Raw genomic sequence first — 26,089 nt, 5'->3', positions numbered from 1 at the left:
GCGGTCGGAAAGCCCCTCGACGCCGATGTGGATGACGGACTCCGTCATCCACAGATCCACCTGGCCCTATGCGCGGAAGGCGGCCTTCCGAGCGGTCACGAAGAGGGTTCGGGTGGCGGCGAGCTCGGCGTCGCTGAGCGCCTCGGTCCCCCGCCTGCGGTTCTGGACGTAGACCCGGATGTCGCCGCGCTGTGCGACGTATTCGGTGATCGACGACGTGGGCGGCGTCGACTCGGCGGTCTGCGGGCCCATGATGATCTGCCGCTCGAGGCGGAGAGCACCGTCCGGTGCGTCGTCGCCGACGGCCGTGACGACCGTGGTCCCGACGGTGCCGCCGAGTGCGAACTTCTCGCATCGGGTCGCCTGCGCCACGAAGTCGTCGAAGCTGTCGGCCGCCCGGACCACCAGCACGGTCAGCGAGCCGCCTGCCGGACCGCCGGGGCCCACGCGGACCTGGGCCGTCGCCGCGTCGACCGCGACTGGCGTGCAGTCGTCCGGTCGGTTGTTCTGCCGCACCGGCCGGAAGGTGATGTCCGACACGATCCCCGGATCCTGAACGGGCAGACCGGGACCGTACGGGAACGCGTCGCTCGGGACGATCCGAGCCGACAGGTCCGGAGTGCGGACCGGGTCGCCGGACACCGAGCACGCGGTCACCGCAGTCAGCATCGCCGCAACCGTCACCACGCTCTTCACACCAGTACCGACACGCACGTCTCCACTGTGCCATCTGGGACCGGTGGTGCGGGAATGACCCGCCGGGCCACCGTGTTGTAGCCGGAGAGTCCCATGCGGGACAATAGGCAGTCACAGTGAAGGGAGAGAGCATGGACGAGCGGTTCCCGAACCCACGCGAGCTCTACGATCTCGAATTCCCGGTCCCGGCCGTGCACAACGAAGACGGCGACGGTCCGGTGCTGGTGCACGCTCTGGAGGGTTACGCCGATGCGGGCCACGCGGTGGCGCTGGCGGCGACACATCTGCGCGAGGCCCTGGACTCGGAGCTGGTCGCGACGTTCAACTCGGACGAGTTGATCGACTACCGTTCGCGCCGCCCGACGATCTCGTTCAGCGGTGAGACCTTCGACGGCATCGAGATGCACAAGCTCACCGTGCACGCGGTCCGCGACAACGCGGGCGTGCCGTTCCTGCTGCTGGACGGACCCGAACCCGATCTGCGCTGGGAGCAGTTCACCACGGCGATCACCGCGCTCGCCGAGCACTTCCACGTCTCGCAGGTGGTGGGACTGAACTCGATCCCGATGGCCGTCCCGCACACCCGTCCGGCGTCGATCACCGCACACGGCAACGACACCGACGCCCTCGGCGACCTCAACCGCTGGGGCAACCCGATGAAGCTTCCGGCCAGCGCGTCGATGCTGCTGGAACTGCGCCTCGGCGAGGCCGGATACCGGACCGTGGGTCTCTCCGCGCACGTCCCGCATTACCTGTCGCAGTCCAATTACCCCGGCGCGTCCGCCGCTCTGCTGACGACGATGGCGAAGGTCACCGGGCTCGACCTGCCGACGGCCGCGTTGGAGAACGCCGCCGAACAGGTCCGCGCCCAGATCGACGGCGAAGTGGAGTCGAACGCCGAGGTCGCCTCGGTGGTCCACTCGCTGGAGAACCAGTACGACGCCTACATGCGGGCCAAGAACGAGCAGGCCTCGCTGCTGGCCGCCGACCAGGAGGTCCCCTCCGGCGACGAGCTGGGCGCCGAGTTCGAGAAGTTCCTCGCCGAGCACGCGGCCGATCTCGGCGGCTTCGACGCGGGCCCCGACGAGCAGCAGCCCGACGAGCAGAACCCCAACCAGGATCAAGGACGTGATCTGAACTGAGCACCGCCGAGGAGACCGACTCCGATCTCGCTCCGCTGACGCCCACCACCGACGAAGACCTCGCCTTCGAGAACTTCACGACGTGGTGGGCGTCCCGCGGAATCGACCTCTATCCGCATCAGGAGGAGGCACTCCTCGAACTGGTCTCCGGCAGCAACGTCATCCTGGCGACGCCGACCGGATCCGGGAAGTCACTCGTCGCGTCCGGCGCCATCTACTTCGCCCTGTGCCGCGGCAAGCGCTCGTATTACACGGCGCCGATCAAGGCGCTGGTCAGCGAGAAGTTCTTCGACCTGTGCAGGCAGTTCGGCGCCGAGAACGTCGGCCTGCTGACCGGTGACGCGTCCGTCAACGCTCAGGCGCCGATCATCTGCGCGACGGCCGAGATCGTCGCGAACATCGCTCTGCGCGACGGTTCGTCGTCCGACGTCGGGGTCCTCGTCGCCGACGAGTTCCACTACTACGGCGAGTCCGACCGGGGCTGGGCGTGGCAGGTCCCGCTGATCGAGCTCCCCGACCCGTCGCCCGACGCCGATCCCGACGACCAGCCGCAGTTCCTGCTGATGTCGGCGACGCTCGGCAGCATGGACTTCTTCGTCGACGACCTCACGCGTCGCACTGGACGCGCCACGGTTCCGGTGACGGGCGCCGAGCGACCGGTGCCGCTGGAGCACCGGTACGCGATGACACCGATCCACGAGACGATCGCCGAGTTGATCGCCGCCGGTCAGGCACCGGTGTACGTGGTGCACTTCACCCAGCAGTCGGCCGTCGAACGCGCACAGTCGCTGCTGTCGGTGAAGATCTGCACCAAGGAGGAGAAGGCCGCGATCGCCGAGGCGATCGGCGACTTCACGTTCCGCGCCGGTTTCGGCAGCACCCTCTCGAAGCTCCTGCGCTCGGGGATCGGCGTGCACCACGCGGGCATGCTCCCCCGCTACCGTCGCCTCGTCGAACGGCTGGCGCAGGCCGGCCTGCTGAAGGTGGTCGCGGGCACCGACACCCTCGGCGTCGGCATCAACGTGCCGATCCGCACCGTGCTGTTCGCCGGCCTCACCAAGTACGACGGCCATCGCGTCCGCAGGCTCCGGGCCCGCGAGTTCCACCAGATCGCCGGCCGCGCCGGCCGGGCGGGCTACGACACCGTCGGCTACGTCGTGGCCCAGGCACCCGAACACGACGTCGAGAACGCGCGTGCCGTCGCCAAGGCGGGCGACGATCCCAAGAAACTGCGAAAGCTGGTGCGCCGCAAGCCTCCCGAAGGTTTCGTCAGCTGGGGCGAGCAGACCTTCACGGCGCTGGTCGACGCCCCGGACGAAGAGCTGAAGTCGCACTTCCGGATGACGACGTCGATGCTGATGAGCGTCCTGGAACGGCCGGGCGACTGCTTCGCGGCCCTCCGCCACCTCCTCGAGTGCAACCACGAACCGCGGTCACGGCAGCTGCGGCACATCAAGCACACCATCGCGCTGTACCGCGACCTCCGCGAGACGGGCATCGTCACCAAACTCGACGCACCCGCCCCCGATGGCAAGCACGTCGAACTCTCGATCGATCTGCCGGAGAACTTCGCGCTCACCAATCCGCTGTCGGCGTTCGCGGTCGCGGCGTTCGAGCTCCTCGACACCGACTCGAGCACCTACGCGCTCGACGTCATCTCGATCCTCGAATGCACCCTCGACGACCCCCGCCAGGTGCTGATGGCGCAGCGGAAACAGGCGCGCGACAAGGCGATCGGCGAGATGAAGGCCGACGGCATCGAGTACGAGGAGCGGATGGAGCGCCTCGAGGAGATCACCTGGCCGCAGCCGCTGGCCGAGGAGATCGGCTTCGCCTACGAGACCTACCGTCGCGGCCACCCGTGGCTGGCCAACACCCCGCCGTCCCCGAAGTCGGTGCTGCGGCACATGCGCGAACGGTCGTTGACCTTCGCCGACTTCATCTCCGAGTTCGGTCTGGCCCGCAGCGAGGGCGTGGTGCTCCGCTACCTCACCGACTGCTACCGCGCCCTGAACAGCGGCCTGCCGATGTCCGCCGTCACCGACGAGATCGAGGACATCACCGATGAGCTCGGCGATCTGATCCGCGGCGTGGACTCCAGCCTGATCGACGAGTGGGAAGCCCTGACCTCCCAGGAAGCGACCTCTCAGGAGGTCTGAATCACCGGTTCCACGTCGCCGCTCTCGGCGACCAGGGCGGCGATCTCGCTCGCCAGCTGACGGTAGGCCTCGCCCCGACCCGACGACTCGCGGTAGACCAGGCCGATCCGTCGGCCCGGTCGCGGCTGGGCGAACTCGGCGGTCGCGAGGCCCCCGGACGCGGTCTCGACGGCGACCGCCGTCCGCGGGATCAGGGTGACGCCGAGCCCGCCCTCCACGCACTGCACCGCGGTCGTCAGGGATGCCGCACGGGTGGGTCGAACATTGGGCGAGACCCCCGCCGCCTGGCAGACGTCGAGCGCCTGATCGCGCAGGCAGTGCCCCTCGTCGAGGAGCAGCAGCGGCAGATCCTCGAGCAGCTTCGGTGCCAGGCGGGTCTTGTCCGCGAGCGGGTGACCCGTCGGCACCGCGAGGACGAAGTCCACGAAGTACATCGGGATCTCGCCGATGCCGGGGGCGCCCGCGGGCAACGCCAGGATCGCCGCGTCGATGGTCCCCTCCCGGAGCTGGCCGAGCAGCCGGTCGGTCTGGTCCTCCACCACGAGCAGTTCCAAATCGGGCCGCTGCTCTCCCAGGCCCCGCAGCACGCGCGGCAGGATGTACGGCGCGACCGTCGGGATGAAGCCGAGCCGCACGGTGCCCGACAGCGGGTCCAGATCGCCCGCGGCGTCGAGCAGGAAGTCGTCGACGGCGTCGCACGCGGCGATCGCCGACCCCAGAAGTCGCCGGCCCTCCGCGGTGAGCATCACCCGCCGCGTGGTGCGTTCCACCAGCTTCAGGCCCAGTCCGGACTCCAGCCCGGACAGCGCCTGCGACAGCGACGGCTGACTGACCCCGAGCTCGGCGGCCGCCGAGCCGAAGTGCAGGTGCTTGGCGATGGCGACGAAGGCACGCAGCGCGGTGATCGACGGCTGATAACTTTGATCGGTCATGCCTATCAATATAGCGACTGCTATCACATTTGCTTTTCACTGGGTTTCAGGCAGAATGGTTTGTGCAGCGCGAGACCGACCGTCTCCGCATCGAAACTTCCTTTTCCGCAACACAATTCCGCTATGAAGGAGTAATTCCATGGCTCTTCTGACCATCGGCGACCAGTTCCCGGCGTACAACCTCACCGCTGTCATCGGCGGCGACCTCTCGAAGGTCGACGCGCAGCAGCCGGAGGACTACTTCACCACGGTCACCAGCGACGACTACGCGGGCAAGTGGCGCGTCGTCTTCTTCTGGCCGAAGGACTTCACCTTCGTGTGCCCCACCGAGATCGCCGCCTTCGGCAACCTGAACGACGAGTTCGCCGACCGCGACACCCAGGTCCTGGGCGCCTCGATCGACTCGGAGTTCGTCCACTTCCAGTGGCGCGCCCAGCACGAGGACCTCAAGGCCCTCCCCTTCCCGATGCTCTCGGACCTCAAGCGTGAGCTCGTCGAGGCCACCGGCGTCCTCAACGCCGACGGTGTCGCCGACCGCGCGACCTTCATCATCGACCCGAACAACGAGATCCAGTTCGTGTCGGTCACCGCCGGTTCGGTCGGCCGCAACGTCGACGAGGTCCTGCGCGTCCTCGACGCCCTGCAGTCGGATGAGCTGTGCGCGTGCAACTGGAAGAAGGGCGACCCGACCATCAACGCCGGCGAGCTCATGAGCGCGGGTGTCTGATCGATGAGCATCGACAACCTGAAGAACGCTCTTCCCGAGTACGCCAAGGACCTGAAGCTGAACCTCGGTTCGATCAGCCGCACCACCGTGCTGAACGAGCAGCAGCTGTGGGGCACCCTGCTGGCCACCGCCGCAGCGACCCGCAACGCCACGGTGCTGCGTGAGATCGCCGACGAGGCCGCCGACACCCTGTCGGCCGAGGCCTACAACGCCGCTCTCGGCGCCGCGTCGATCATGGGCATGAACAACGTGTTCTACCGCGGTCGCGGCTTCCTCGACGGCAAGTACGACGACCTGCGTCCGGGCCTGCGGATGAACATCATCGGCAACCCCGGCGTCGACAAGGTCGACTTCGAGCTGTGGTCGCTCGCCGTCTCCGCCATCAACGGTTGTGAGCACTGCGTCGGCGCGCACGAGAACGTCGTCCGCGAGGGCGGCCAGTCGCGCGAGGTGGTCTTCGAGGCCCTCAAGGTCGCGTCGATCGTCGCCGGCGTCGGCCAGGCGATCACCGCCGCCGAGGCCCTCGCCACCGCGGGCGTCTAGCAGCTCCAGCGCCTGAGAGCTCTGCAGCCCAGAGGTCAAGTGCCCCACCGGTATTCCGGTGGGGCACTCTGCATTCGGCTGCGCTCGCCGCTTCGTACAGGATCCGCGTAACTCCCCGTCAGAAGCGGTGTTCTGAATACAGCTTCTGACGGGGAGTTACGCGGATACGGCATTTCGCCGGGCTGCGCTGTGGCGTCTCGACGCGAACGCGGCACCGACGGTACGACTGGCTGTCGGCTCCGTCCTACCGGTGACGGACGCCTCGGTCACCGCAGTCCAGGTCGCTGCGCAGTCCGACGGCGATGCCGGCCCGGCGAGGTTCCCGACGTCAAGACGTCTCCCCCTCGCTGAGAACGCGAACAGGCCCCGGTCGGTGAACGTCACCGATTCCGGGGCCTGCCGCTACTTCAGGTGGGCGACCGTCGCCTGACAGAATCTGTCAGTCAGCCGGCGGCCACCTCCTCAGTCCTGAATGAAACCATTACTCGGACCACCTCCTTCCCGTTGACGACTCGAACGCTACGCCGCACGTCAGCGGCCTGCAACGGATTTAACGGGAACGGATTCAGCGAGACCGGAGCGACGCCTGTTCCCGGCCGATCGCGGCGGTCGACGGCAGGCCCAGCAGACGCAGGGTGCGCTCGTACTCGACGCGGAGGATCTCCAGGGTCCGGTCGACGCCGGGCTCCCCCGCGGCCATCAGGCCGTAGAGGTACGGCCGTCCGACCATCGCGGCCGTCGCACCGAGGGCGCGCGCCGCGACGAGGTCGGCTCCGGTGCGGACACCGGTGTCGATGAGGACCTCGCAGCGATCGCCGACTTCGTCGACGACGCGCGGAAGCAGCTCCAGCGGCGTCGGTGCGCGGTCGAGCTGACGTCCGCCGTGGTTCGACAGGACGATCGCGTCGGCGCCGTGCTCGACGACCATCCGCGCGTCCTCGACGCTCTGGATGCCCTTGACGACGAGCTTGCGGGGCCATTCGTCGCGCAGCCAGTCGAGGTCGTCGACGGTGACCGTCGGATCGAACATCCTGCCGATGAGCTCCTCGACGGTGCCGCTGAAGGTGCTGAGCGCCGCGAACTCGAGGGGCTCGGTGGTCAGGACGCTGATCCACCAGGCGGGGTGGATCACCATGCCTGCGAACGACTTCGCCGTGAGCGTCGGCGGGATCGTCAGACCGTTCCGCACGTCCCGCATGCGAGCGCCGCCGATCGGGGTGTCGACGGTCAGCATGAGGGCCTCGTAGCCGGCCGCACTCGCCCGGCCGATCAACTGCTCCCCTGCGGCCCGGTCCTTCCACAGGTACAGCTGGAACCAGTGTCGTGCCGACGGCGCAGCAGCGCGCACCTCCTCCATGTCGGTGGTGCCCATCGTCGACAGCGTGTACGGGATGCCTGCGCGGGCCGCGGCGCGGGCCACCGCCACCTCGCCCTCGTGATTCATCATGCGGGTGAAACCGGTGGGCGCGAAGACCAGCGGCAGCGCCGACGGACCGTCGAGCACGGTCGTCGACGTGTCGACCTCCTTCACGTCGCGGAGCACGCGCGGATGGAATTCGAGGTCGTCGAAGGCTCGGCGCGCCCGCGCCATGCTGATCTCCTGCTCGGCGCCGCCGTCGACGTAGTCGAACACGGCTCGCGGGGTGCGCCGACGAGCGATCGTCCGGAGATCGTCGATCGTGTGCGCCGACGCGAGTCGACGGCGCCGAGCGTTCAGTTCGGGGGTGCGGAACTTCAGCAGCGGCGCGACCTCCGCGGGGCGCGGCAACCGTCGGCGGATCCGGTCCCGCGGGCGCAGTTCGGGGCGATCGTCGTCCGCGGTCATCGCGCCCCTCCTTCGGCGAGCGCCGCGAGCCGGTCGATCGACGCCCGCAGCTTGTCCGCGGTCGTCGCCCGCGCCCGGACCTCGCGTTTGGGATCGTGCAGCTCGGACCAGTCGTAGGTGTGGACCACGCGGGTGCCTGCGGCGTCGTCGACGAGCTCCCACCGCCAGAGGTGCCCGGGCGGCACGCCGCCGACCTCGGAAGGGTTCCAGGCGATCAGCCGTCCCTCGTCGAACTCGACGATCCGGTTCTCCCGCACGGCCCCGGTCTTGGTGAGGTGCATGGTGAAGACGTCCCCGACGGCGTGCACCCGCTGGCCGGCGTCGGCGGACGCCAGGTTGTCGTTGCCGTCCCACTCGGGCTGTCGTGCCGGGTCGGCGATCAACTCGAAGATCGTCGACCGCGGTGCCGCGACCACCCGCTCGGCCGACACGATGCGCGCCGCCGCCCCTGCCTCCTCGACGGCCGCACGGATGCGGCGCTCCACCGTGTCCGCGCGCTTCGCATCGGCGACGCCCTTCGCGAGCTCCTTACGCCGCGTGTACGACAGCCCGTCGAACGCGGGACGCACGCCTGCCTCGTCGAGCGCAGCCGTGAGCTGCGCGGGAACGTCGACGGACCGCTCCGCGGTGTCGAGGGCGATCACGGCGTCGATCCGATCGCCGATCTGCACACCGAGTTCCGCCCGCGCCGCCTTCGACAACCCGATCAGGTTGGCTCCGCCCATCCGGGCCAACCGCAGTCGCGCACTGCGGTCCCCGATCGTCACCACGACTGCCGCGCGCCGACCACCGCCGAGCTGATCCACCTGGTCGTCGGACAGTTCGACGGCGGTCGCCGGGCCGACCGGCTCCAGCACGGTCGACAGGCGTAGGGGCGCACGGTTCTCGGGCTCGGGTGTCATGAGGCCATTCTTCCCCGGACGTAGAATCACTGTCATCATGTCTGAACCGATTCTCGCGGCCGAGTCGATCTCGACCCTGACCATCACCTATCCCCCAGAACTTCCCGTCAGCGAGTGTCGCGACGAGATCGCGGCGGCGATCTCCGCACATCAGGTGGTGGTCATCGCGGGTGAGACGGGCTCGGGCAAGACCACCCAGCTGCCGAAGATCTGCCTGGAGCTGGGCCGCACGTCGATCGGTCACACGCAGCCGCGCCGCATCGCGGCCACGTCGGTCGCCAAGCGAATCGCCGACGAGCTCGGCACCGAACTCGGTGCCGCCGTCGGCTACCAGGTCCGCTTCTCCGACAAGGTCGGCAAGGACACCCGGATCAAGGTGATGACCGACGGCATCCTGCTCCGCGAGATCGGCCGGGATCCGCAGCTCCGCGGCTACGACACGATCATCATCGACGAGGCGCACGAACGCAGCCTCAACATCGACTTCCTGCTCGGTTACCTCAAGCGCCTGCTGCCCCGGCGACCCGACCTGAAACTCATCATCACGTCTGCGACGATCGAGCCCGACCGCTTCGCGAAGCACTTCGCCCAGGCCGACGAGACCGTGCCGATCCTGGAGGTCTCGGGACGCACCTATCCGGTGGAGGTCCGCTACCGTCCCCGGGAGACCGACGACTCCGACCACGACGACCTCGATCAGATCGCGGCGATCGACGCCGCCGTCGGCGAGCTGTGGTCTCACGGTCGCGGCGACATCCTGGTCTTCCTGCCGACCGAGCGCGACATCCGCGACACCGCCGACGCCCTGAAGCGCCGGTCCGACGCCGACATCGTGCCGCTGTTCGCGCGTCTGTCGGTCGCCGAGCAGCAGAAGGTGTTCTCGCCCTCGAACGGCCGCCGGATCGTCCTCGCGACCAACGTCGCCGAGACGTCGCTGACCGTGCCCGGGATCCGCTACGTGATCGACACCGGCACGGCGCGCATCTCCCGGTACTCCACGCGCACCAAGGTCACGCGCCTGCCGGTGGAACGGGTGTCGCAGGCCAGTGCCCGCCAGCGCGCCGGTCGCTGCGGTCGCGTCGCTCCCGGCATCTGCATCCGCCTGTACTCCGAGGACGATTTCGACGCCCGCCCCGAGTACACCGATCCCGAGATCCTGCGCAGCAACCTCGCCGCGGTGATCCTGTCGATGCTGTCGCTGCGGCTGGGCGACGTGACCGACTTCCCGTTCGTCCAGCCGCCGGACCCGCGCGCGATCCGCGACGGCATGATGCTGCTGTCCGAGCTGGGTGCGGTCACCGACACCGACTCCGCGACGGCGAGGCTCACGAAGGTCGGCAAGGAACTGGCGCGCCTGCCCGTCGAGCCGCGGCTCGGCCGGATGCTGGTGGCCGGGCACGACAACGGCTGCCTGGACCACATGCTCGTCATCGCCGCCGCGCTCGCCCTGCCGGACGTGCGCGAGTTCCCCACCGACAAGCGCGACGCCGCGACCGCCGCCCACCGCAGGCACGCCGTCCCCGGATCGGAGTTCCTGGGCCAGGTGAAGCTCTGGGAGTACCTCGCCGAGCAGCGGAAGGCCCTGTCCGGCAACCAGTTCCGCAAGATGTGCGGTCGCGAGTTCCTGCACTACCTGCGTATCCGGGAGTGGCTGGACCTCCATCGACAGCTCTCCCGCACCGTGCGCGACCTCCGCTGGCAGACACCCACGACCGCGGTGGACCCCGCCGCCATCCACCGCAGCGTGCTGTCCGGCCTGCTCACCAATGTCGGCGTCAAGCAGGGTGACACCCGCGAGTTCCTCGGCACCCGCGGCACCAAGTTCTCGATCTTCCCCGGCTCGTTCCTCGCGAACAAGCCGCCGAACTTCGTGGTCGCCGCCGAGTTGATGGAGACCTCCCGCCTGTTCGCGCACACCGTCGCCTCGGTGGATCCGCTGTGGGTGGAGGAGATCGCCGGCGACCTCGTCACCCGCACATACTCCGAACCGCACTGGTCGACGCGCCGCGGCGCCGTGATGGCACACGAGAAGGTGAGCCTGTACGGCGTGCCGCTCGTCGCGCAGCGCCGCGTGAACTACGGACCGATCGATCCCAAGACCTCGCGGGAGATCTTCATCCAGGAGGCACTCGTCGCGGGCCGATGGCGCAATCGTCACGCCTTCACCAAGCACAACGCCGAGCTGATCGCCGAGGCCGAGGAGACGGAACAGCGTGCACGCCGCCGCAACCTGCGGATCTCCGACGACGATCTGTTCGAGTTCTACGCCGCGCGGATCCCCGCGAACGTCGTCTCCACCCGCCACTTCGACTCCTGGTGGAAGAAGGCCGGTCGCACCGACCCGACCCTGCTGAATCTGCGACCCGAGGAGTTCCTCGACGACGACGCCCCCTCCGCCGCCGACTTCCCCGCCGCCTGGCAGCAGGGCGAGACCCGACTGGAACTGCGCTACCACTTCGAGCCGGGCGCTCCCGACGACGGCGTGACCGTCGTGATCCCGCGACCGCTCCTGCAGCACGTCCGCGACAGCGGCTTCGACTGGCTGGTGCCTGGCATGCGCGCCGAGCTCGCGACGGCCCTGGTGAAATCGCTGCCCAAGGGACTCCGCAAGTCCATGTCACCGGCCGCGCGGTACGCCGACCTCGCTCTCAGCCGCCTCACCGCCCGCGCCGAACCGCTGCTCACCGGTCTCGCGCGCGAACTGTCGACGATCTCGGGCGTCACCCTCTCGCCGCGCGACTTCCGACCCGACAATCTGCCTGCGCACCTGCGCATGCATTTCGCAGTCGTGGACGCGAAGGGTGCGATCATCGCCCGCGGCGACCGCCTCGCCGCCATCCGCGACGACCTCGACGGCGGCAGCGGAAACACCCCGGCGACCCCGATCCACCGCACCTGGTCCGCCGACGGTCTCGGCACCCTCGCCGAGTCGGAGACCGCGACCGTCGCCGGGCAGCAGATCACCCGCTACCCGACGCTCCTCGCCGTACCGGGCCAGGGCGTCCGCACCGCGGTGGCCGCCTCCACCGCCGAGCGCGACGCGGGAATCCGTGCCGCCGCAGCGGAACTGCTCCGCCGGTCAGTGCAGCCGCCGAGCCGTCGACTCGCCAACTCTCTTCCGCCGGCCTCGAAGCTCGCCCTCAGTCAGAACCCGTACCGCGACATCGACGCCCTGCTGGCCGACTGCACGGCGCGCGCCATCACCGACACGCTCGCCGCCGAGAAGCACCTGGCCGATCTGCGAACGCCCACCGATTTCGCCGAACTGTCCGCCCGGGTCTCCCCCGTGATCCGGTCGCGCGCCCCCGAGTACTTCGTCGCCGCCGTCGCCGCGCTCGCCGAGTACTCACCCGTGCGCAGGGCGATCGACGCCCGCAGCGGCACCCTCGCCGCAGACGACGTGGCCGACCAGACATCGAATCTGGTGTTCGACGGGTTCATCGGTGCCACCGCGCTGGTGCACCTGCGGTCGCTGCCCCGCTACCTCACCGCCGCCCGACTGCGTCTGGAAGGACTGGCCACCGCGGGTGCTCGGGACAACGAAGCCCTCGCTTCCATCGACCGCGTGGTCGCGGCGTGGAACCGTCGCGAAGCCCAGTTGCCCGCGTCGCGACACGCGGATCTGGCCGAACTGGTCCAGTGGCGCCTCGAAGAACTGCGCGTCAGCCTGTTCGCTCAGCAGCTCGGCACCAGCGGTTCGGTGTCCGAACAGCGCATCATCAAGGCGATCGACAAGTTCTGAGCGGTCAGCGCCGGTCGCGACGCAGTTCGTCGATCTCGCGCTGGAAGTCGTCGGCCGACTCGAACGATCGGTACACCGACGCGAACCGGAGGTAGGCCACCTCGTCGAGGTCGCGCAGCGGACCGAGGATGGCCATCGCCACCTCGTTGCTGGAGATCTCGGCGGACCCGGACGAGCGCACGGCGTCCTCGACCTGGGAGGCGAGTTTCGCCAGCGAGTCCTCGTCGACGTGCCGCCCCTGGCTCGCACGCCGCACGCCCTTCATGACCTTCTCCCGGCTGAAGGGCTCGGTGAGGCCGTTGCGTTTCACGACGGTCAGGACGGCGGACTCGACGGTACTGAAGCGACGCCCGCACGCACTGCACGACCGGCGGCGACGAATCGCCTGACCGTCGTCGGTGACTCGGGAATCGACCACTCTGGTGTCGTCGTTCTTGCAGAACGGGCAGCGCATGGGTCGAGAATACCCGGCAGCCCGACACGGCCGTGGAGCCAGGGACTATCGGTAGTCCGGCACGATCAACGGCTGGCCGACCACCAGGCCGGAGGTCTCGAGTCCGTTCAGCTCGCGCACCTGAGCTATCACCCCGTCGACGGGCAGGTCGGGGGCGATCCGCTCGGCCAGCGATGTGAGCGACTCCCCGGACCGCACGTAGACCACGGACGTGGCGGCCGGCGTGACCGGAGCGGCACCGTCCTGCGCCCCGCCGTCGATCATGAGCACCAGCCAGGCCATCGCGGCGAGCACGCCGGCGACGAGGAGGACGCTGACCCACCGATGTTCGAACGGACGAACAACCGTTCGGCTCCGTTCCTCCGTTCGAACGACCCTGCCCCCCGAATGGGCGATCGATGACCGACGAACGCCGATGTCGCGGCGTTCGGGACGACCGGTGGGACGGCAGACCCGGGAGGTCTCGACGACCGGAAGGTCGCAGGTCATGGTCATCTCGCGGACGAAACGGCGCGGCGCGGGCGCCGTGACGGTGGGGGTACTCATCGCTCGTCTCCATTCGATCGAGTGTTCGAAGAACTCTTGTTCGATAGTTAACACGATGGGTCTGACAATCGCCGACACGCATCGAACAATTGTTTGAGTTTTGTGACCTACTCAACTAGCCTTCAGGTCATCGATCGAACACAGCTGACGAAAGGCCACACCGGTGACTGACACGCCCGATCCGATGCTCTCGACCGCCACGCTCGAGGCGTCGCTCACCCAGCGTCAGCGCGACGTTCTGGAGGTCATCCGCAAGTCCGTCCGCGAACGCGGCTACCCGCCGAGCATCCGCGAGATCGGCGAGGCGGTGGGCCTCACGTCCACATCGTCGGTGGCGCATCAACTCCGCACCCTGGAGCGCCGAGGCCTTCTCAAGCGCGATCCCCACCGCCCCCGCGCGGTCAACGTGCGCGACGACTCGCGCACGCCCCCGTCGGGCGGCGCGGCCGTCGACGGTGACGCCCTGCCCACCCCGACCTTCGTCCCCGTCCTCGGTCGGATCGCCGCCGGCGGGCCGATCCTCGCCGAGCAGGCCGTGGAGGAGGTCTTCCCGCTGCCGCGCGAACTGGTCGGCGAGGGATCACTGTTCATGCTGCGCGTCGTCGGCGAGTCGATGGTCGATGCCGCGATCTGCGATGGCGACTGGGTGGTGGTGCGTCAGCAGAACGTCGCCGACAACGGCGACATCGTCGCCGCCATGATCGACGGTGAAGCCACCGTCAAGACGTTCAAGCGGACCGACGGCCACGTGTGGCTGATGCCGCACAACGAGCACTTCGACCCCATCCCCGGTGACGACGCCGCCATTCTCGGCAAGGTCGTCACCGTGATGCGGCGAATCTAACCGAGCATCACTCCCCGAGCGCCGCGCGAGCGGCGTCTCGAGCGGCCGCGGGACTCGCGGCGGCAACCGCCGCCGCACCCGCGGCCCTGCACTGTTCCAGGGTCACCCCGCTCAGCTTGAGACCGACGGCGGCCGACGCCGCGGGTGCCGACGACAGCGACGTGACGCCCAGCCCCACCAGCACGCAGGCCAGCAGCGGGTCGGCGGCCGCTTCACCGCACACGCCGACCTGCTTCCCCTGACGCTGTCCGGCGTCACCGACGCGCGCGATCAGCGCGAGGACCGCGGGCTGCCACGGATCGGTCAGCGTGGCGAGGTCGGGCGACATCCGGTCGGCGGCCATCGTGTACTGCGTGAGGTCGTTGGTGCCGATCGAGACGAAGTCGACCTCCGCGAGGATCGCGTCGGCCATGATGGCCGCCGACGGCACCTCCACCATGACTCCCGGGATCAGGCCGCGATCGCGGATCTGCCCGGCGAACTCGCGCGCCTCGTCGACGGTCGCGATCATCGGCGCCATGACCCACGGCGTGGCGCGGCCATCGCCCTGCGCCGCGGCGGCGAGCGCGTCGAGCTGCTTGTCGCGGATCTCGGGATGGGTCTGCACGATCCGGTTGCCACGGACACCCATGGCGGGGTTCGGCTCGTCGGCGTGGGCGACGAACTTCAGGGGCTTGTCCGAGCCGGCGTCCAGGGTGCGGATCACCACCTTCTGGCCGGGGAACGCGTCGATCACCTCGCGGTAGAGCGCCACCTGCTCCTCGACGGTCGGCTCGTTCGACCGGTCGAGGAAGGCGAGTTCGGTGCGGAACAGTCCGACGCCCTGCACCGGGGCCTCGGCACCGGCCCGCGCCGAGACGCCGTCGGCGACGTTCGCGAGAATCAGCACCTCGTGCCCGTCGGCGGTGCGGCCCGGCCCCCGCCACGCCGCGATCTGTTCGGCCTTCTCCCGCGCATGCTCGACGGCGGCGGCGATGGCGTCCGCGTCGGGCTCGGTTCCGACTGTTCCTCGGTCGCCGTCGACGTATCCCAGTGCCCCCGTGGGGATCTCATCGAGGTCGGCGGCGGCGACCACGCACGGAATGGCGAGCTGGCGAGCGATGATCGCGGTGTGGCTGCTCGGCCCGCCGAGCCGCATGCCGAGCCCGATCACCCGCGTCGGATCCAATCCCGCGGTGTCCGCGGGCGCGAGGTCGTCGGCGAGCAGGATCGAGGGGACCTCCGGGTTCGGGATGCCGGGCTCCGGAAGACCGAGGAGTTCCGCGACGACGCGGTCGCGGACGTCCTTCAAGTCGGTCACCCGCTCGGCCATCAGGCCGCCCAGCTTGGTGAACATCTCGGCGAACTGATCGGTCGCGGCGATGGCGGCCAGCGGCGCGGGAACCCCCGCCTTGATGGACTTGCCCGCCGTGCTCGCCCATCCGCGGTCGCGCGCCAGACCCGCGGTGGCCGTGAGGACTTCGGCGGCGACACCGGTGCTGTGCGACGCCCGGTCGGCGAGCCGGTCACCGACGACGGCGGCAGCGGCGGTGAAGCGTTCCATCTCCGCCTCGCGGAGGTCCTCGGCGATCGTCGTGGCGTCGATGCCGTCGAAGCTCGGGCGCTCGCCCGGTCGGATCACGGGTCCGTAGGCGAGGCCCCCGACGACGGGAGTGCCGGAGACGATGGTCTGCGCTGCGAACGGGTTGTCGGCCTGCAAGTCGGAAGTCACCTGGGTCATGTGAGACAGATTACAAGAACCTCTTGACGTGGCAACACGGACCCATGTAAACAAAGATGTAGATCCAAACAAATCAACAGAAATCAACATTCGCTGTGATCCACACCTCCGGATCCGGGCCTCGAAGGAGTCGCGATGTACGCCGAAGAACGGCAGTCCGCGATCGCGAACGAAGTGCGTTCGCGCGGTCGCGTCTCGGTCGCCGACCTCGCCGCCCGGTTCGCGGTGACCGGCGAGACCGTGCGCCGCGACCTGGCGATTCTGCAGCGCAACGGGTACCTGGTCCGCGTGCACGGAGGCGCCGTCCGTCCCGACGTCGCCGCGGTGATCGACGAGCCCGACCTGATCGTCCGCGAGGAGACCCGCCGCGTGGAGAAGGCTGCGATCGGTGCCGCCGCAGCCCGACTCCTCCCGGCCGACGGCGGATCAGTCCTCATCGACGCCGGCACCACCACACTTCAACTCGCACTCGCCATCCACGGCGACACCCGCCTCACGTACATCACCAACAGCGTGCAGATCGGCGGCATCGTCGCCGAGCTCAGTTCGGCGACGGTCCTGCTGACCGGCGGTCGACTGCGCCCGAAGACCGGAGCTGCGGTCGGTGCGGAGGCGATCGCGATGCTCTCCCGCGTCCGCGCGTCGATCGGCTTCGTCGGCACCAACGCGCTGTCGATCGCCCACGGGCTGTCCACACCCGACTCCGACGAGGCCGCCACCAAGCGCGCCATGATCGCCGCCTGCGCCACCACCGTCGTCGTGGCCGACTCCACCAAGATCAACCGAGAGGAACTCGTGAGCTTCGGAACCCTGGAGGACTTCGACGTCCTCGTCACCGACAGCGGCATCGACCCCGACTTCGCGGAGGATCTACGCGACCACCAGATCGAGGTCGTGATCGCATGATCCTCACCGTCACCGCCAACCCCAGCACGGACCGCACCATCGAGCTGCCCGGCACCCTTGAACGCGGCGGCGTCCACCGCGCCGTCCGCGTCATCGATCAGCCGGGAGGCAAGGGCGTCAACGTCTCCCGCGTGGTCCAGGCGGCGGGTGCGTCGACGCTCGCGGTGCTGCCCGCCCGCGCCGACGACCCCTACCCGGCGTCGCTGACCGCGGTGTCGCTGCCGCACCTGGCGGTGGCCGTCGACGCTCCGGTCCGCACCAACATCACGATCGCCGAGGCCGACGGCACCACCACCAAGATCAACGAGGCCGGCGCCGCGCTCGGCGAGGCCGCGGCCGCCGAGCTGCGGTCGGTGATCCTGGCGCGCGCCGAGACCGCCGACTGGCTGTCGCTGTGCGGCTCGCTGCCCCCGGGTCTGCCCGACACCTGGTACGCCGACCTGGTCCGCGATCTCGGCGACCGTCGCTGCCGCGTGGCCGTCGACACCTCCGGCGCACCCCTGTCGGCGGTCGCCACGACCGACGTCGACCTGCTCAAGCCCAACGCCCACGAACTCGCGGAGATCGCCGGCGGCGACGGCGACGCGATGGAGGCCGCCGCGGCGCAGGGCGACCCGAGCTCGGTCGCCGACGTCGCCCGGATCGTCGCCGACCGGACCGGCGGATCGGTCCTCACCACCCTCGGCGGGTCGGGGGCGCTGCTCACCACGCCCGAGGGCACCTGGTTCGCCACCGCGCCCGCCGTCACCGTTCGCAGCACGGTCGGCGCCGGCGACGCCTCGCTCGCCGGCTACCTGATCGCCCACCTCCGTCTCGCATCCGCCGCCGACCTGCTCCGCAGCGCCGTCGCGCACGGTTCCGCCGCAGCCTCCCTGCCCGGAACGACGCCGCCGACCCCCGACGTCCTCGACGAGGACGGCGTCACCGTCACCCGTCTCTCCTGAATCCCCTCCCGCACCCGCCACGACCCGAAGGCACCACCATGTCCCAACCGATCATCACGCCCGAGCTGGTCCTGCTCGACGGCGATGCAGGCCCCGACGCAGAGTCCGTCATCGGCACCCTCGCCGAGCTCGTCTCGACGGCCGGACGCTCCTCCGACCCGTCCGAGCTCGCCGCCGCCGCACTCGCCCGCGAGACGAAGTCGCCCACCGGCCTGCCGGGCGGCATCGCGATCCCCCACGCGCGCGCCGAGTCGGTGTCCGCCGCCTCGCTCGCGATGGCTCGCCTGGCCCGCAAGGCGGACTTCGGCGCTCCGGACGGCCCCGCCGACATCGTCTTCCTCATCGCGGCCCCCGCGGGTGCCGCGAGCGAGCACATGAAGGTCCTCAGCTCTCTCGCCCGCGCCCTGGTGCGTCCCGAGTTCGTCCAGGCGCTGCGCGACGCCCCGGACGCCGACGCGATCGTCGAGTTGGTCCTCGACGTCACCGCCGACAAGAAGGCTCCCGCGAAGACCCCCGCCGCCGTTCCGGCCGCCGCCTCGGCACCGACCGCCACCACCCGCCCGAAGATCATCGCGATCACCGCCTGCCCCACCGGCATCGCTCACACCTACATGGCGGCGGACGCGCTGAAACTCGCCGCCGAACGCGCGGACGTCGACTTCGAGGTCGAGACCCAGGGATCCACCGGGTCGACGCCCTTCTCCCCGACCACCATCGCCGACGCGGACGCCGTCATCTTCGCGACCGACGTCGGCGTCAAGAACCGCGACCGCTTCGTCGGGAAGCCGGTGGTCGCCTCCGGCGTCAAACGCGCCATCAACGAACCCGACACGATGATCGCCGAGGCCGTCGCCGCGGGCCGCGATCCGAACGCCGCGACGGTCGCCGGCGACGCGCATGCGGCCGCCGAGTCCTCCGCGGCGTCGAGCGTCGGCATCGGCGGCCAGTTGAAGCAGGCGCTGCTGACCGGCGTCAGCTACATGATCCCGTTCGTCGCCGCGGGCGGCCTCCTGATGGCCCTGGGCTTCCTGCTCGGCGGCTACGAGATCGCCAAGAGCACCATCGAGGACGGCACGTCCGACGCCGCGTACTACGCGCTGCACAACAGTCTGTGGGAACTGCCGCCCGGGGGCCTCCTCCAGTACCTCGGCGCTCTGAGCTTCGCGGTCGGCAACCTCGCGATCGGCCTGATGGTCGCGGTCCTGGCCGGTTACATCGCCTACGCGATCGCCGACCGACCCGGCCTCGCACCCGGCTTCACCGCCGGCCTGATCGCCGTCGCGGTCGGTTCGGGCTTCATCGGCGGCCTGGTCGGCGGTCTGCTCGCCGGCGTCGTCGCCCTGTGGCTCTCGCGGCTCCCGTTGCCGCAGTGGGCACGCGGCCTTCAGCCGGTCGTCATCATCCCGCTCGTCGCCACGCTCGTCACCGGCTTCGTGATGTTCGCGCTGCTCGCTCGGCCGCTGTCGTGGGTCAACACCGCCCTCGAGGACCAGCTCAACTCGATGTCCGGCAGTTCCAAGATCATCCTCGGCATCGTCATCGGCCTGATGATGTGCCTCGACCTCGGAGGCCCGGTCAACAAGGCCGCGTACGCCTTCGGCGTCGCGGGTCTGGGCGTCGCCGGCGCAGGCGTGCCCCAGTGGGAGATCATGGCGGCCGTCATGGGCTCGGGCATGGTCCCGCCGCTCGCCCTCGCCCTGGCGACGGCGCTGCGGCCGTCGACGTTCACCGAGCCCGAACGCGAGAACGGCAAGGCCGCCTGGCTGCTCGGCGCGTCGTTCATCTCCGAGGGCGCGATCCCGTTCGCGGCCGCCGATCCCCTCCGCGTGATCCCGTCGATGATGCTCGGCGGCGCCGTGACCGGCGCCCTGTCGATGGCGATGAGCGTTCAGCTCCGCGCCCCGCACGGCGGCGTCTTCGTCCTCTTCGCGATGAACGGCACGTGGTGGAAGTTCCTGATCGCTATCGTGGCGGGTGTGATCGTCTCCGCCATCGCCGTCCTGGCCGCGAAGCAGATCAAACCCAGCACGAAGTAGTCTCTCGACTGAGCTTCACCCACCACCCCTGAGAAAGGCGCATCATGCCCAGCACCACCGTCACCGTCGGCTCCGCAGTCGGACTGCACGCCCGTCCGGCCACCGTCATCTCCGAGGCGGCCACCGCGCTCGGCGTCCCGGTCACGCTCGCCGCCGACGGCGGCGAGCCGGTGGACGCGGGCAGCGCTCTGATGATCATGACCCTGGGCGCCGAGAAGGGCGCGTCGATCACCGTCGAGAGCGAGGATCAGGCCGCCGTCGACCAGATCGCCGCCCTCGTCGCTCAGGACCTCGACGCCGAGTAGTCGGGTCGCTGAGTTCAGACCACGAGGTCGCTCAGCACTCAGACCACCAGGTCGCTCAGCTCCGCAGCCAACGCCGAAGGCATCCGCACATGAACGCGGGTGCCTTCGGCGTTGTGGTCGGTGTCCAGCACGTGCGCCTGCTGATGCAGGCGGGCGATCACCTCGCCGCGCGCGAACGGAATCTGCAGGACGGCGTCGACGTCGTCGCGCTGCAGGAACTCGGTGATGGCCCGGAACAGGTCGTCGAGGCCCTCGCCGGTGCGGGCGGACACGAACTGCGCGTCGGGGTACTCCGCACGCAACGCGGCCATGGTGATCCCGTCGACGGCGTCGATCTTGTTGATGACGAGCATCTCCGGCGGCGCGGGCAGCTTCTCCTCGGCGAGCACGTCGCTGAGGACCTGCCGCACGGCCGAGATCTGGTTGCCCGGGAAGGGATCCGCGCCGTCGACGACGTGCACCAGCAGGTCGGCCTCCATCGCCTCCTCCAACGTCGAGCGGAACGCCTCGACGAGCTGGGTCGGCAGGTGTCGCACGAAGCCGACGGTGTCGGTGAAGACCACCTCGTGGCCGTCCGCGAGCTCGGCGCGGCGTGTGGTGGGGTCCAGGGTCGCGAACAGGGCGTCCTGGACCAGCACACCGGCGCCGGTCATCGCGTTGACCAGGCTCGACTTGCCCGCGTTGGTGTAGCCGACCACCGTGAGGCCGGGCACGCCGCCGCGGCGCCGGGCGGCGCGCTTCACCGTGCGCGCGGTCTTCATCCCCCGGATCTCCTTGCGGATCTTGGCCATCCGCTCACGGATCCGGCGGCGGTCGGTCTCGATCTTGGTCTCACCGGGACCGCGCAGGCCCACACCGCCGTTGCTGCCCGCACGACCGCCGGCCTGGCGCGACATGGACTCGCCCCAGCCGCGCAGCCTCGGCATCATGTACTCCATCTGCGCGAGCGCCACCTGCGCCTTGCCCTCCCTGGAGGTGGCGTGCTGGGCGAAGATGTCGAGGATCAGCGCGGTGCGGTCGACGACCTTCACCTTCACGACCTTCTCGAGCGCGGTCAGCTGTGCCGGGGTCAGTTCACCGTCGCAGATGACGGTGTCGGCACCGGTCGCGACCACCACCTGCCGCAGTTCGTCGGCCTTGCCGGAGCCGATGTACGTGGCGGGGTCGGGTTTGCTCCGTCGTTGGATCAGTGCGTCGAGAACGGTGGATCCGGCGGTCTCGGCGAGGGCTGCGAGCTCGGCCATGCTGGCCTCGGCCGCGGCCGCGCTGCCGGAGAGCCACACGCCGACGAGGACCACCTGCTCCAGGCGGAGTTGTCGTTGTTCGACCTCCGTGATGTCCTGCAGTTCGGTCGACAGGCCGACGACGCGCTGGAGGGACGCACGCTCGTCGAGTTGGAGTTCGCCCGTGGTCGGTGTCTCATTGGTCAGTTCAGTCATAGGTACGACCATTGTGCCCCGCCGGACGCAGCGAACGCACCCGAGTTTTCCGCGGTCAGTCCGCCCAGCCGGCCAGGAGCTCGCCGCGGGCGACGAGCTTCGACGGACCGCGGAGGACCGCGCGGCCGTCGGCGAGCGACACCGTGACGTCACCGCCCGGCACCGTCAGTCCGACGGTGCCCTCGGTGCGGTCGACGCTCGCCAGCGCAGCGGCGGCGGCCGCGACGAGACCGGTGCCGCACGATCGGGTCTCTCCGACACCGCGTTCGTAGACGCGCATCCAGGCGTGGAAGTCCACTCCGTCCACGTCGGACGGCTGCAGCGGGGTCACGAGTTCCACGTTGGCGCCGTTCGGGAACGCCGTCCGGTCGATGTCGGGAGCCGCCGTCAGGTCGAGCGCGCGGAGCGCGTCGGGGGTCAGTCCGTCGACGACGCACGCGAGATGCGGGTTGCCGACGTCGACCATCTCGCCCACCAGGTGCAGCCCGGCGACGGCGGTCTTCGACGGTCCGCCGAGGACCACGTCGCCCATCGCGACGCTGACCTCGGCGTCGACGCCGTCCGCGCGGTGGATGGTGACCGGGCGTCCGCCCGCGCGTGAGCCGACGGTGAAGTGGTCGCTGTCGACGAGTTCGGCGCTGCGGCAGAAGTGGGCGAACACCCGCACTCCGTTGCCGCACATCTCGGCGATGGAGCCGTCGGCATTGCGGTAGTCCATGAACCAGTCGACGCCGGACACCCCGTCGGGGAGGCGGTCCAGAACGCCTTCGGCCACGAGTGCTCCCGCGGTCGCCACGCGGAGGACGCCGTCAGCGCCGATCCCCCGCTGCCGGTCGCAGAGCGCCGCGGTCAGTTCCGCGGTGAATTCGATCTGGGCGTACGTGTCGGGCAGAATCACGAAGTCGTTCTGCGTTCCGTGACCCTTCACATAGGTCAGCGCCGGAAGTGTAGTCACCAGGCCATGTTACGCGGGGCCCGACGTCAGTCCGCGTCGAGCGCCCGCAACGCGTCGCCGAGCAGCGCGGGCGCCGCGGCGTCGAGCCACACGGCACGGGGGTCTCGACGGAACCACGACCGTTGCCTGCGCACGTAGCGCCGGGTGCCGAAGAAGGTCCGCTCCTCCGCCTCGTCGAGTCCGTACTCGCCGTCCAGGAAGGCCAGCACCTGCGCGTAGCCGATGGCGCGCGACGCGGTCCGTCCCTCGCGGAGGCCGCACGCGCAGAGCGCCTCCACCTCCTCGACCAGGCCGGCCTCGAACATCGCGGCCGTCCGCAGCCGAATCCGCTCGTCGAGGGCGTCCCGGTCCCGGTCGAGGGTCAGGATCCTGGTTCCCCAGCGCGGTTCGCCGATCGTCGGCGCGGAGGCCGCGAACGGCCGCCCGGTGATCTCGACGACCTCCAGGGCGCGCACGATACGGCGGCCGTCCGAGTCGAGGATCGTGGCGGCCGCGGCGGCGTCGACCTCCGCCAGTCGCGTGTGCAGCGCGAGGGGCCCGATCTCCGCGAGCTGCGCTTCGTAGCGGGCGCGGACGTCGGGGTCGGTGGCCGGGAACTCCCAGTCGTCGAGGAGGCCTTGGATGTACATCATCGAGCCGCCGACGATGATCGGCGTGCGCCCGGCGGCCAGCAGTCGTTCGACGTCGGCGGTGGCGGCGGCCTTGTACCCGGCGACGGTCGCCGTCTCGGTCACGTCGAGGACGTCGAGCTGGTGGTGCGGGATGCCGCGCCGCTCGGCGATCGAGAGTTTCGCGGTGCCGATGTCCATGCCGCGGTACTGCTGCATCGCGTCGACGTTGACGATCTCCCCGTCGAGTCGTTCGGCGAGGTCGAGGGCGAGGTCGGACTTGCCGCTCGCCGTCGGACCGATCACCGCCACCGGCGCGGTCACGATTGCGGCACCCACAGTGCGACGGAGTAGCCGACGCCGAACGGCGCTCCCGAATACCGGACCGACGAGTCGCAGGCGACGTCTGCGCACAGGGCAGCGAGGACCTGCCATGCGGCACGACCGCCGACGCCGTCGGCGACGCATTCCTCGGCACCCAGACCGGTCAGGGCCGCACAGTCCGCAGCACCCAGCGCCGCGTCGATCCGAGCCTGGAGCGCCACGGCGCTCGCGCGCTCCCCTCCGCCCGGTGCGGTCCGAGAGAGGGCGGTGGCCCCGTCCGCGACCACGAGAACTCCGATCGGTTCGGGCGACGCCTCGATCTCGGCTGCCAGTCGGGCCCCGATCGCCCGGCACTCCTGCGCCGTCGCCGCGGCGTCGACCACGACCGGTGTCACCGTCGTGTCACCGCCCGACTGCCCGCGGACCCATCCGGCGATCAGCATGGACAGCGGCAGCGGCACGGTGCCCGCGCCGGCCTCGCCGCCCAACTCGACGCGAACCGGCACGCCGTAGGCGCCGAAGTCGCCGAAGCGCCGATAGTCGGCAGCAGCTGCCGGAGCGCTCGCGCCGTCGGCGGCCCCGACCGCGATCCAGCGCGTCGCCGCCTGCCCGAGCCGATCGCCGACCGCCCGGACGGCGTCGCGAACGGGCGCGGTGTCGACGGCGGCCGGACCGGCCAGTTCGGGAACCAGCAGCGGCGCGCTGGGGACAATCGCAAGCAGGGCAAGCACGGCACCGACGCTACCGGGGCGCAGGCGAATCCGAATCTCTCGGGGTGAATGTTGCGGCCACGGCCCATGACGCGCGCCCGCCCTGCTTGAATGAAGCACGTAGTGATGGGCAGCCGTGCCGCGCGGCGAAGACGAGTATGAGGATGAGGCATGACTAACCCGACCGACCCGAACGCATCCACCCCGAAGCCCGGCCCCAAGCCCGGCCCACGTCCGGGTCCCGGACCGCGACCCGCGGTTCCCGTCCATCCCGTCCCGGTCTCCGCCCCCGACGTCTTCGGGCGCATCGATGAGAACGGCGGCGTGTGGCTCAAGACCGCGAACGGTGAGCGCCAGATCGGATCGTGGCAGGCTGGCACCGTCGAGGAGGGGCTCGCGCACTTCGCTCGCAAGTTCGCCGACATGGCCACCGAGGTCGAGATCCTCGAGGAACGTCTCACCGCTCGATCCGGCGACCCCAAGAAGACTCAGGCCACCGCGGCACACCTCCTCGCCGAACTCCCCGACGCGCAGGTGATCGGCGACGTCGACGGCCTCGCCGCCCGGCTGACCGCGATCGTCGCCGGCGCGGACGATGTGGCGCAGGAGGTCCGCGAGGAACGCGAGTCCGCGCGCGCGTCGGCCATCGCACGCAAGGAGAAGCTCGCCGCCGAAGCCGAGAAGATCGGCGCGGAGGGCACCTCGTGGAAGGCCGGCGGTGACCGCCTGCGCGCCATCCTGGAGGAGTGGAAGACGATCCGCGGCATCGACCGCAAGACCGACGACGCCCTGTGGCGTCGCTACTCGAAGGCCCGGGACGCGTTCAACCGACGACGCGGCGCCCACTTCGCCGACCTCGATCGTGAACGGGCGGGCGCGAAGGTCCGCAAGGAGGAGTTGATCGCCGAAGCGGAAGCGCTGTCGAACTCCACCGACTGGGGTGCCACCGCGGGCAGGTTCCGCGAACTCCTGGCCGAGTGGAAGGCCGCCGGTCGCGCTCCGCGCGATTCCGACGAGGCGCTGTGGGTCCGGTTCAAGGCCGCGCAGGACGTGTTCTTCCAGGCCCGCAACGCCGTCAACTCCGAGCGCGACGCCGAGTTCGCGGAGAACGCGAAAGCGAAGATCGCACTCCTGGACGAGGCCGAGAAGCAGATCGATCCTGCCAAGGACCTCGAGGCCGCTCGCCGCGACTTCCGCACCTTCCGCGAGAAGTGGGACGAGATCGGGAAGGTCCCCCGCGAGCAGATGAGCAAGTTGGAGGGCCGCGTCCGCGCGCTGGAGAAGCGTCTGCGGGCCGAGGAGGACGCCGACTGGGCGCGCACCGACCCCGAAGCGCAGGCGCGGGCCGCTCAGTTCACCGAACGCGCCGACAAGCTGGAGGAGCAGGCGCAGAAGGCGCAGGACTCCGGTAAGGACCGCGACGCCGCGGACCTGCGGAAGCAGGCCGCGCAGTGGCGCGAGTGGGCCACCGCGGCGCACTCGGCTCTGTCGGACCGCTAGTGCGGCCGTCGAACGAGTCTCCCCGAAGCCGCCCTCAACGCCCGGGTCCGGGCCGCCTACCACGCCGTTTCCGATGAGGCACGCGCCGAGAAGGTCGCGAAGCAACACGGCCGAGGGAAGCAGACGGCGC

General features: G+C 70.0%; 22 protein-coding genes and 1 pseudogene. 11 read left to right on the top strand and 12 right to left on the bottom strand.

The window, feature by feature from the left end; translation table 11 throughout:
- Positions 1–66 precede the first annotated feature (66 nt).
- A complete protein-coding gene (locus ACH46_RS09185) occupies positions 67–714 on the bottom strand; it encodes a hypothetical protein (RefSeq protein ID WP_226995821.1) in 648 nt (215 codons plus the stop codon).
- 113 nt (positions 715–827) lie between these two features.
- On the opposite strand from ACH46_RS09185, the gene ACH46_RS09180 reads away from it, so the two are divergent.
- Together ACH46_RS09180 and ACH46_RS09175 are read left to right on the top strand one after the other, a co-directional pair.
- On the top strand, positions 828–1,838 hold the full coding sequence (locus ACH46_RS09180; protein ID WP_062392634.1) for a proteasome assembly chaperone family protein: 1,011 nt from the start codon (positions 828–830) through the stop codon (positions 1,836–1,838).
- A complete protein-coding gene (locus tag ACH46_RS09175; RefSeq protein WP_193392980.1) occupies positions 1,835–3,997 on the top strand; it encodes a DEAD/DEAH box helicase in 2,163 nt (720 codons plus the stop codon). Before ACH46_RS09180 ends, ACH46_RS09175 begins: the two co-directional genes overlap by 4 nt.
- On the opposite strand, the gene ACH46_RS09170 is transcribed toward ACH46_RS09175, so the two are convergent.
- Complete coding sequence (locus ACH46_RS09170) at positions 3,985–4,929, bottom strand: hydrogen peroxide-inducible genes activator (protein ID WP_062392632.1); 945 nt, start codon at positions 4,927–4,929, stop codon at positions 3,985–3,987. The two genes, ACH46_RS09175 and ACH46_RS09170, sit on opposite strands and share 13 nt — an antisense overlap.
- A gap of 139 nt (positions 4,930–5,068) precedes the next feature.
- Here ACH46_RS09170 and ACH46_RS09165 point away from each other — a divergent pair, with 139 nt between their 5' ends.
- A complete protein-coding gene (locus ACH46_RS09165) occupies positions 5,069–5,656 on the top strand; it encodes a peroxiredoxin (protein WP_062392631.1) in 588 nt (195 codons plus the stop codon).
- Between the two features lie 3 nt (positions 5,657–5,659).
- A complete protein-coding gene (gene ahpD / locus ACH46_RS09160) occupies positions 5,660–6,199 on the top strand; it encodes an alkylhydroperoxidase, AhpD family (RefSeq protein WP_062392630.1) in 540 nt (179 codons plus the stop codon).
- Positions 6,200–6,764: 565 nt separating this feature from the next.
- Here the strand turns inward: ahpD and ACH46_RS09150 are convergent.
- The 3 genes and pseudogenes from ACH46_RS09150 to ACH46_RS21600 all read right to left on the bottom strand — a co-directional run.
- Positions 6,765–8,024 carry an alpha-hydroxy acid oxidase gene (locus ACH46_RS09150; protein ID WP_062392628.1) on the bottom strand — a complete coding sequence of 420 codons (1,260 nt, stop codon included), beginning with the start codon at positions 8,022–8,024 and terminating at the stop codon, positions 6,765–6,767.
- Positions 8,021–8,497, bottom strand: coding sequence for an SRPBCC family protein (locus ACH46_RS20795; protein ID WP_062395195.1), 477 nt, complete (start codon positions 8,495–8,497; stop codon positions 8,021–8,023). Before ACH46_RS20795 ends, ACH46_RS09150 begins: the two co-directional genes overlap by 4 nt.
- Positions 8,498–8,533: 36 nt before the next feature.
- A pseudogene (locus ACH46_RS21600) lies at positions 8,534–8,926 on the bottom strand (DUF1905 domain-containing protein); the annotation flags it as partial.
- A 37-nt stretch (positions 8,927–8,963) separates the two neighbouring features.
- On the opposite strand from ACH46_RS21600, the gene hrpA reads away from it, so the two are divergent.
- The gene (hrpA, locus tag ACH46_RS09140; protein WP_062392627.1) at positions 8,964–12,668 is read left to right on the top strand and encodes an ATP-dependent RNA helicase HrpA; all 3,705 of its coding nucleotides are present in this window, start codon (positions 8,964–8,966) and stop codon (positions 12,666–12,668) included.
- Between the two features lie 4 nt (positions 12,669–12,672).
- Here the strand turns inward: hrpA and nrdR are convergent, their stop codons facing one another.
- Positions 12,673–13,122 (bottom strand): transcriptional regulator NrdR, encoded by a 450-nt coding sequence (gene nrdR, locus ACH46_RS09135; RefSeq protein ID WP_062392626.1) that lies wholly within the window; start codon positions 13,120–13,122, stop codon positions 12,673–12,675.
- Between the two features lie 45 nt (positions 13,123–13,167).
- Positions 13,168–13,668 (bottom strand): LysM peptidoglycan-binding domain-containing protein, encoded by a 501-nt coding sequence (locus tag ACH46_RS21595; protein ID WP_226995820.1) that lies wholly within the window; start codon positions 13,666–13,668, stop codon positions 13,168–13,170.
- A gap of 184 nt (positions 13,669–13,852) precedes the next feature.
- Here ACH46_RS21595 and lexA point away from each other — a divergent pair, with 184 nt between their 5' ends.
- The gene (gene lexA / locus ACH46_RS09125; RefSeq protein ID WP_226995863.1) at positions 13,853–14,512 is read left to right on the top strand and encodes a transcriptional repressor LexA; all 660 of its coding nucleotides are present in this window, start codon (positions 13,853–13,855) and stop codon (positions 14,510–14,512) included.
- A 7-nt stretch (positions 14,513–14,519) separates the two neighbouring features.
- On the opposite strand, the gene ACH46_RS09120 is transcribed toward lexA, so the two are convergent.
- On the bottom strand, positions 14,520–16,232 hold the full coding sequence (locus tag ACH46_RS09120; RefSeq protein WP_062392624.1) for a phosphoenolpyruvate--protein phosphotransferase: 1,713 nt from the start codon (positions 16,230–16,232) through the stop codon (positions 14,520–14,522).
- Between the two features lie 135 nt (positions 16,233–16,367).
- Between ACH46_RS09120 and ACH46_RS09115 the strand changes: the two genes are divergently transcribed.
- The 4 genes from ACH46_RS09115 to ACH46_RS09100 are packed head-to-tail and all read left to right on the top strand — an operon-like array spanning position 16,368 to position 20,423.
- Complete coding sequence (locus tag ACH46_RS09115) at positions 16,368–17,138, top strand: DeoR/GlpR family DNA-binding transcription regulator (protein WP_062392623.1); 771 nt, start codon at positions 16,368–16,370, stop codon at positions 17,136–17,138.
- Complete coding sequence (locus ACH46_RS09110) at positions 17,135–18,082, top strand: 1-phosphofructokinase family hexose kinase (protein ID WP_062392622.1); 948 nt, start codon at positions 17,135–17,137, stop codon at positions 18,080–18,082. Before ACH46_RS09115 ends, ACH46_RS09110 begins: the two co-directional genes overlap by 4 nt.
- Before the next feature lie 38 nt (positions 18,083–18,120).
- Positions 18,121–20,118: a PTS fructose transporter subunit IIABC gene (locus ACH46_RS09105; RefSeq protein ID WP_062392621.1), complete on the top strand. Its 1,998-nt coding sequence runs from the start codon at positions 18,121–18,123 to the stop codon at positions 20,116–20,118.
- Between the two features lie 44 nt (positions 20,119–20,162).
- The gene (locus tag ACH46_RS09100) at positions 20,163–20,423 is read left to right on the top strand and encodes an HPr family phosphocarrier protein (RefSeq protein WP_062392620.1); all 261 of its coding nucleotides are present in this window, start codon (positions 20,163–20,165) and stop codon (positions 20,421–20,423) included.
- A 38-nt stretch (positions 20,424–20,461) separates the two neighbouring features.
- On the opposite strand, the gene hflX is transcribed toward ACH46_RS09100, so the two are convergent.
- Genes hflX through ACH46_RS09080 form a run of 4 tightly spaced genes read right to left on the bottom strand, consistent with a single transcriptional unit; the run spans position 20,462 to position 24,480 of the window.
- The gene (gene hflX, locus ACH46_RS09095) at positions 20,462–21,862 is read right to left on the bottom strand and encodes a GTPase HflX (RefSeq protein ID WP_062392619.1); all 1,401 of its coding nucleotides are present in this window, start codon (positions 21,860–21,862) and stop codon (positions 20,462–20,464) included.
- A 55-nt stretch (positions 21,863–21,917) separates the two neighbouring features.
- Positions 21,918–22,817, bottom strand: coding sequence for a diaminopimelate epimerase (gene dapF / locus ACH46_RS09090; RefSeq protein WP_062392618.1), 900 nt, complete (start codon positions 22,815–22,817; stop codon positions 21,918–21,920).
- Positions 22,818–22,843: 26 nt separating this feature from the next.
- Positions 22,844–23,752, bottom strand: a complete 909-nt coding sequence (gene miaA, locus ACH46_RS09085; RefSeq protein WP_062395192.1) for a tRNA (adenosine(37)-N6)-dimethylallyltransferase MiaA — start codon at positions 23,750–23,752, stop codon at positions 22,844–22,846.
- Positions 23,746–24,480, bottom strand: a complete 735-nt coding sequence (locus ACH46_RS09080; RefSeq protein ID WP_062392617.1) for a class III extradiol ring-cleavage dioxygenase family protein — start codon at positions 24,478–24,480, stop codon at positions 23,746–23,748. Before ACH46_RS09080 ends, miaA begins: the two co-directional genes overlap by 7 nt.
- A gap of 150 nt (positions 24,481–24,630) precedes the next feature.
- On the opposite strand from ACH46_RS09080, the gene ACH46_RS09075 reads away from it, so the two are divergent.
- The gene (locus ACH46_RS09075) at positions 24,631–25,959 is read left to right on the top strand and encodes a DUF349 domain-containing protein (RefSeq protein WP_062392616.1); all 1,329 of its coding nucleotides are present in this window, start codon (positions 24,631–24,633) and stop codon (positions 25,957–25,959) included.
- Positions 25,960–26,089 lie beyond the last annotated feature (130 nt).

Source organism: Gordonia phthalatica, assembly GCF_001305675.1.
Taxonomy (GTDB): domain Bacteria; phylum Actinomycetota; class Actinomycetes; order Mycobacteriales; family Mycobacteriaceae; genus Gordonia; species Gordonia phthalatica.
The sequence above is the reverse complement of the archived record's forward strand: the minus strand, read 5'-3'. Positions and strand labels throughout refer to the sequence as shown.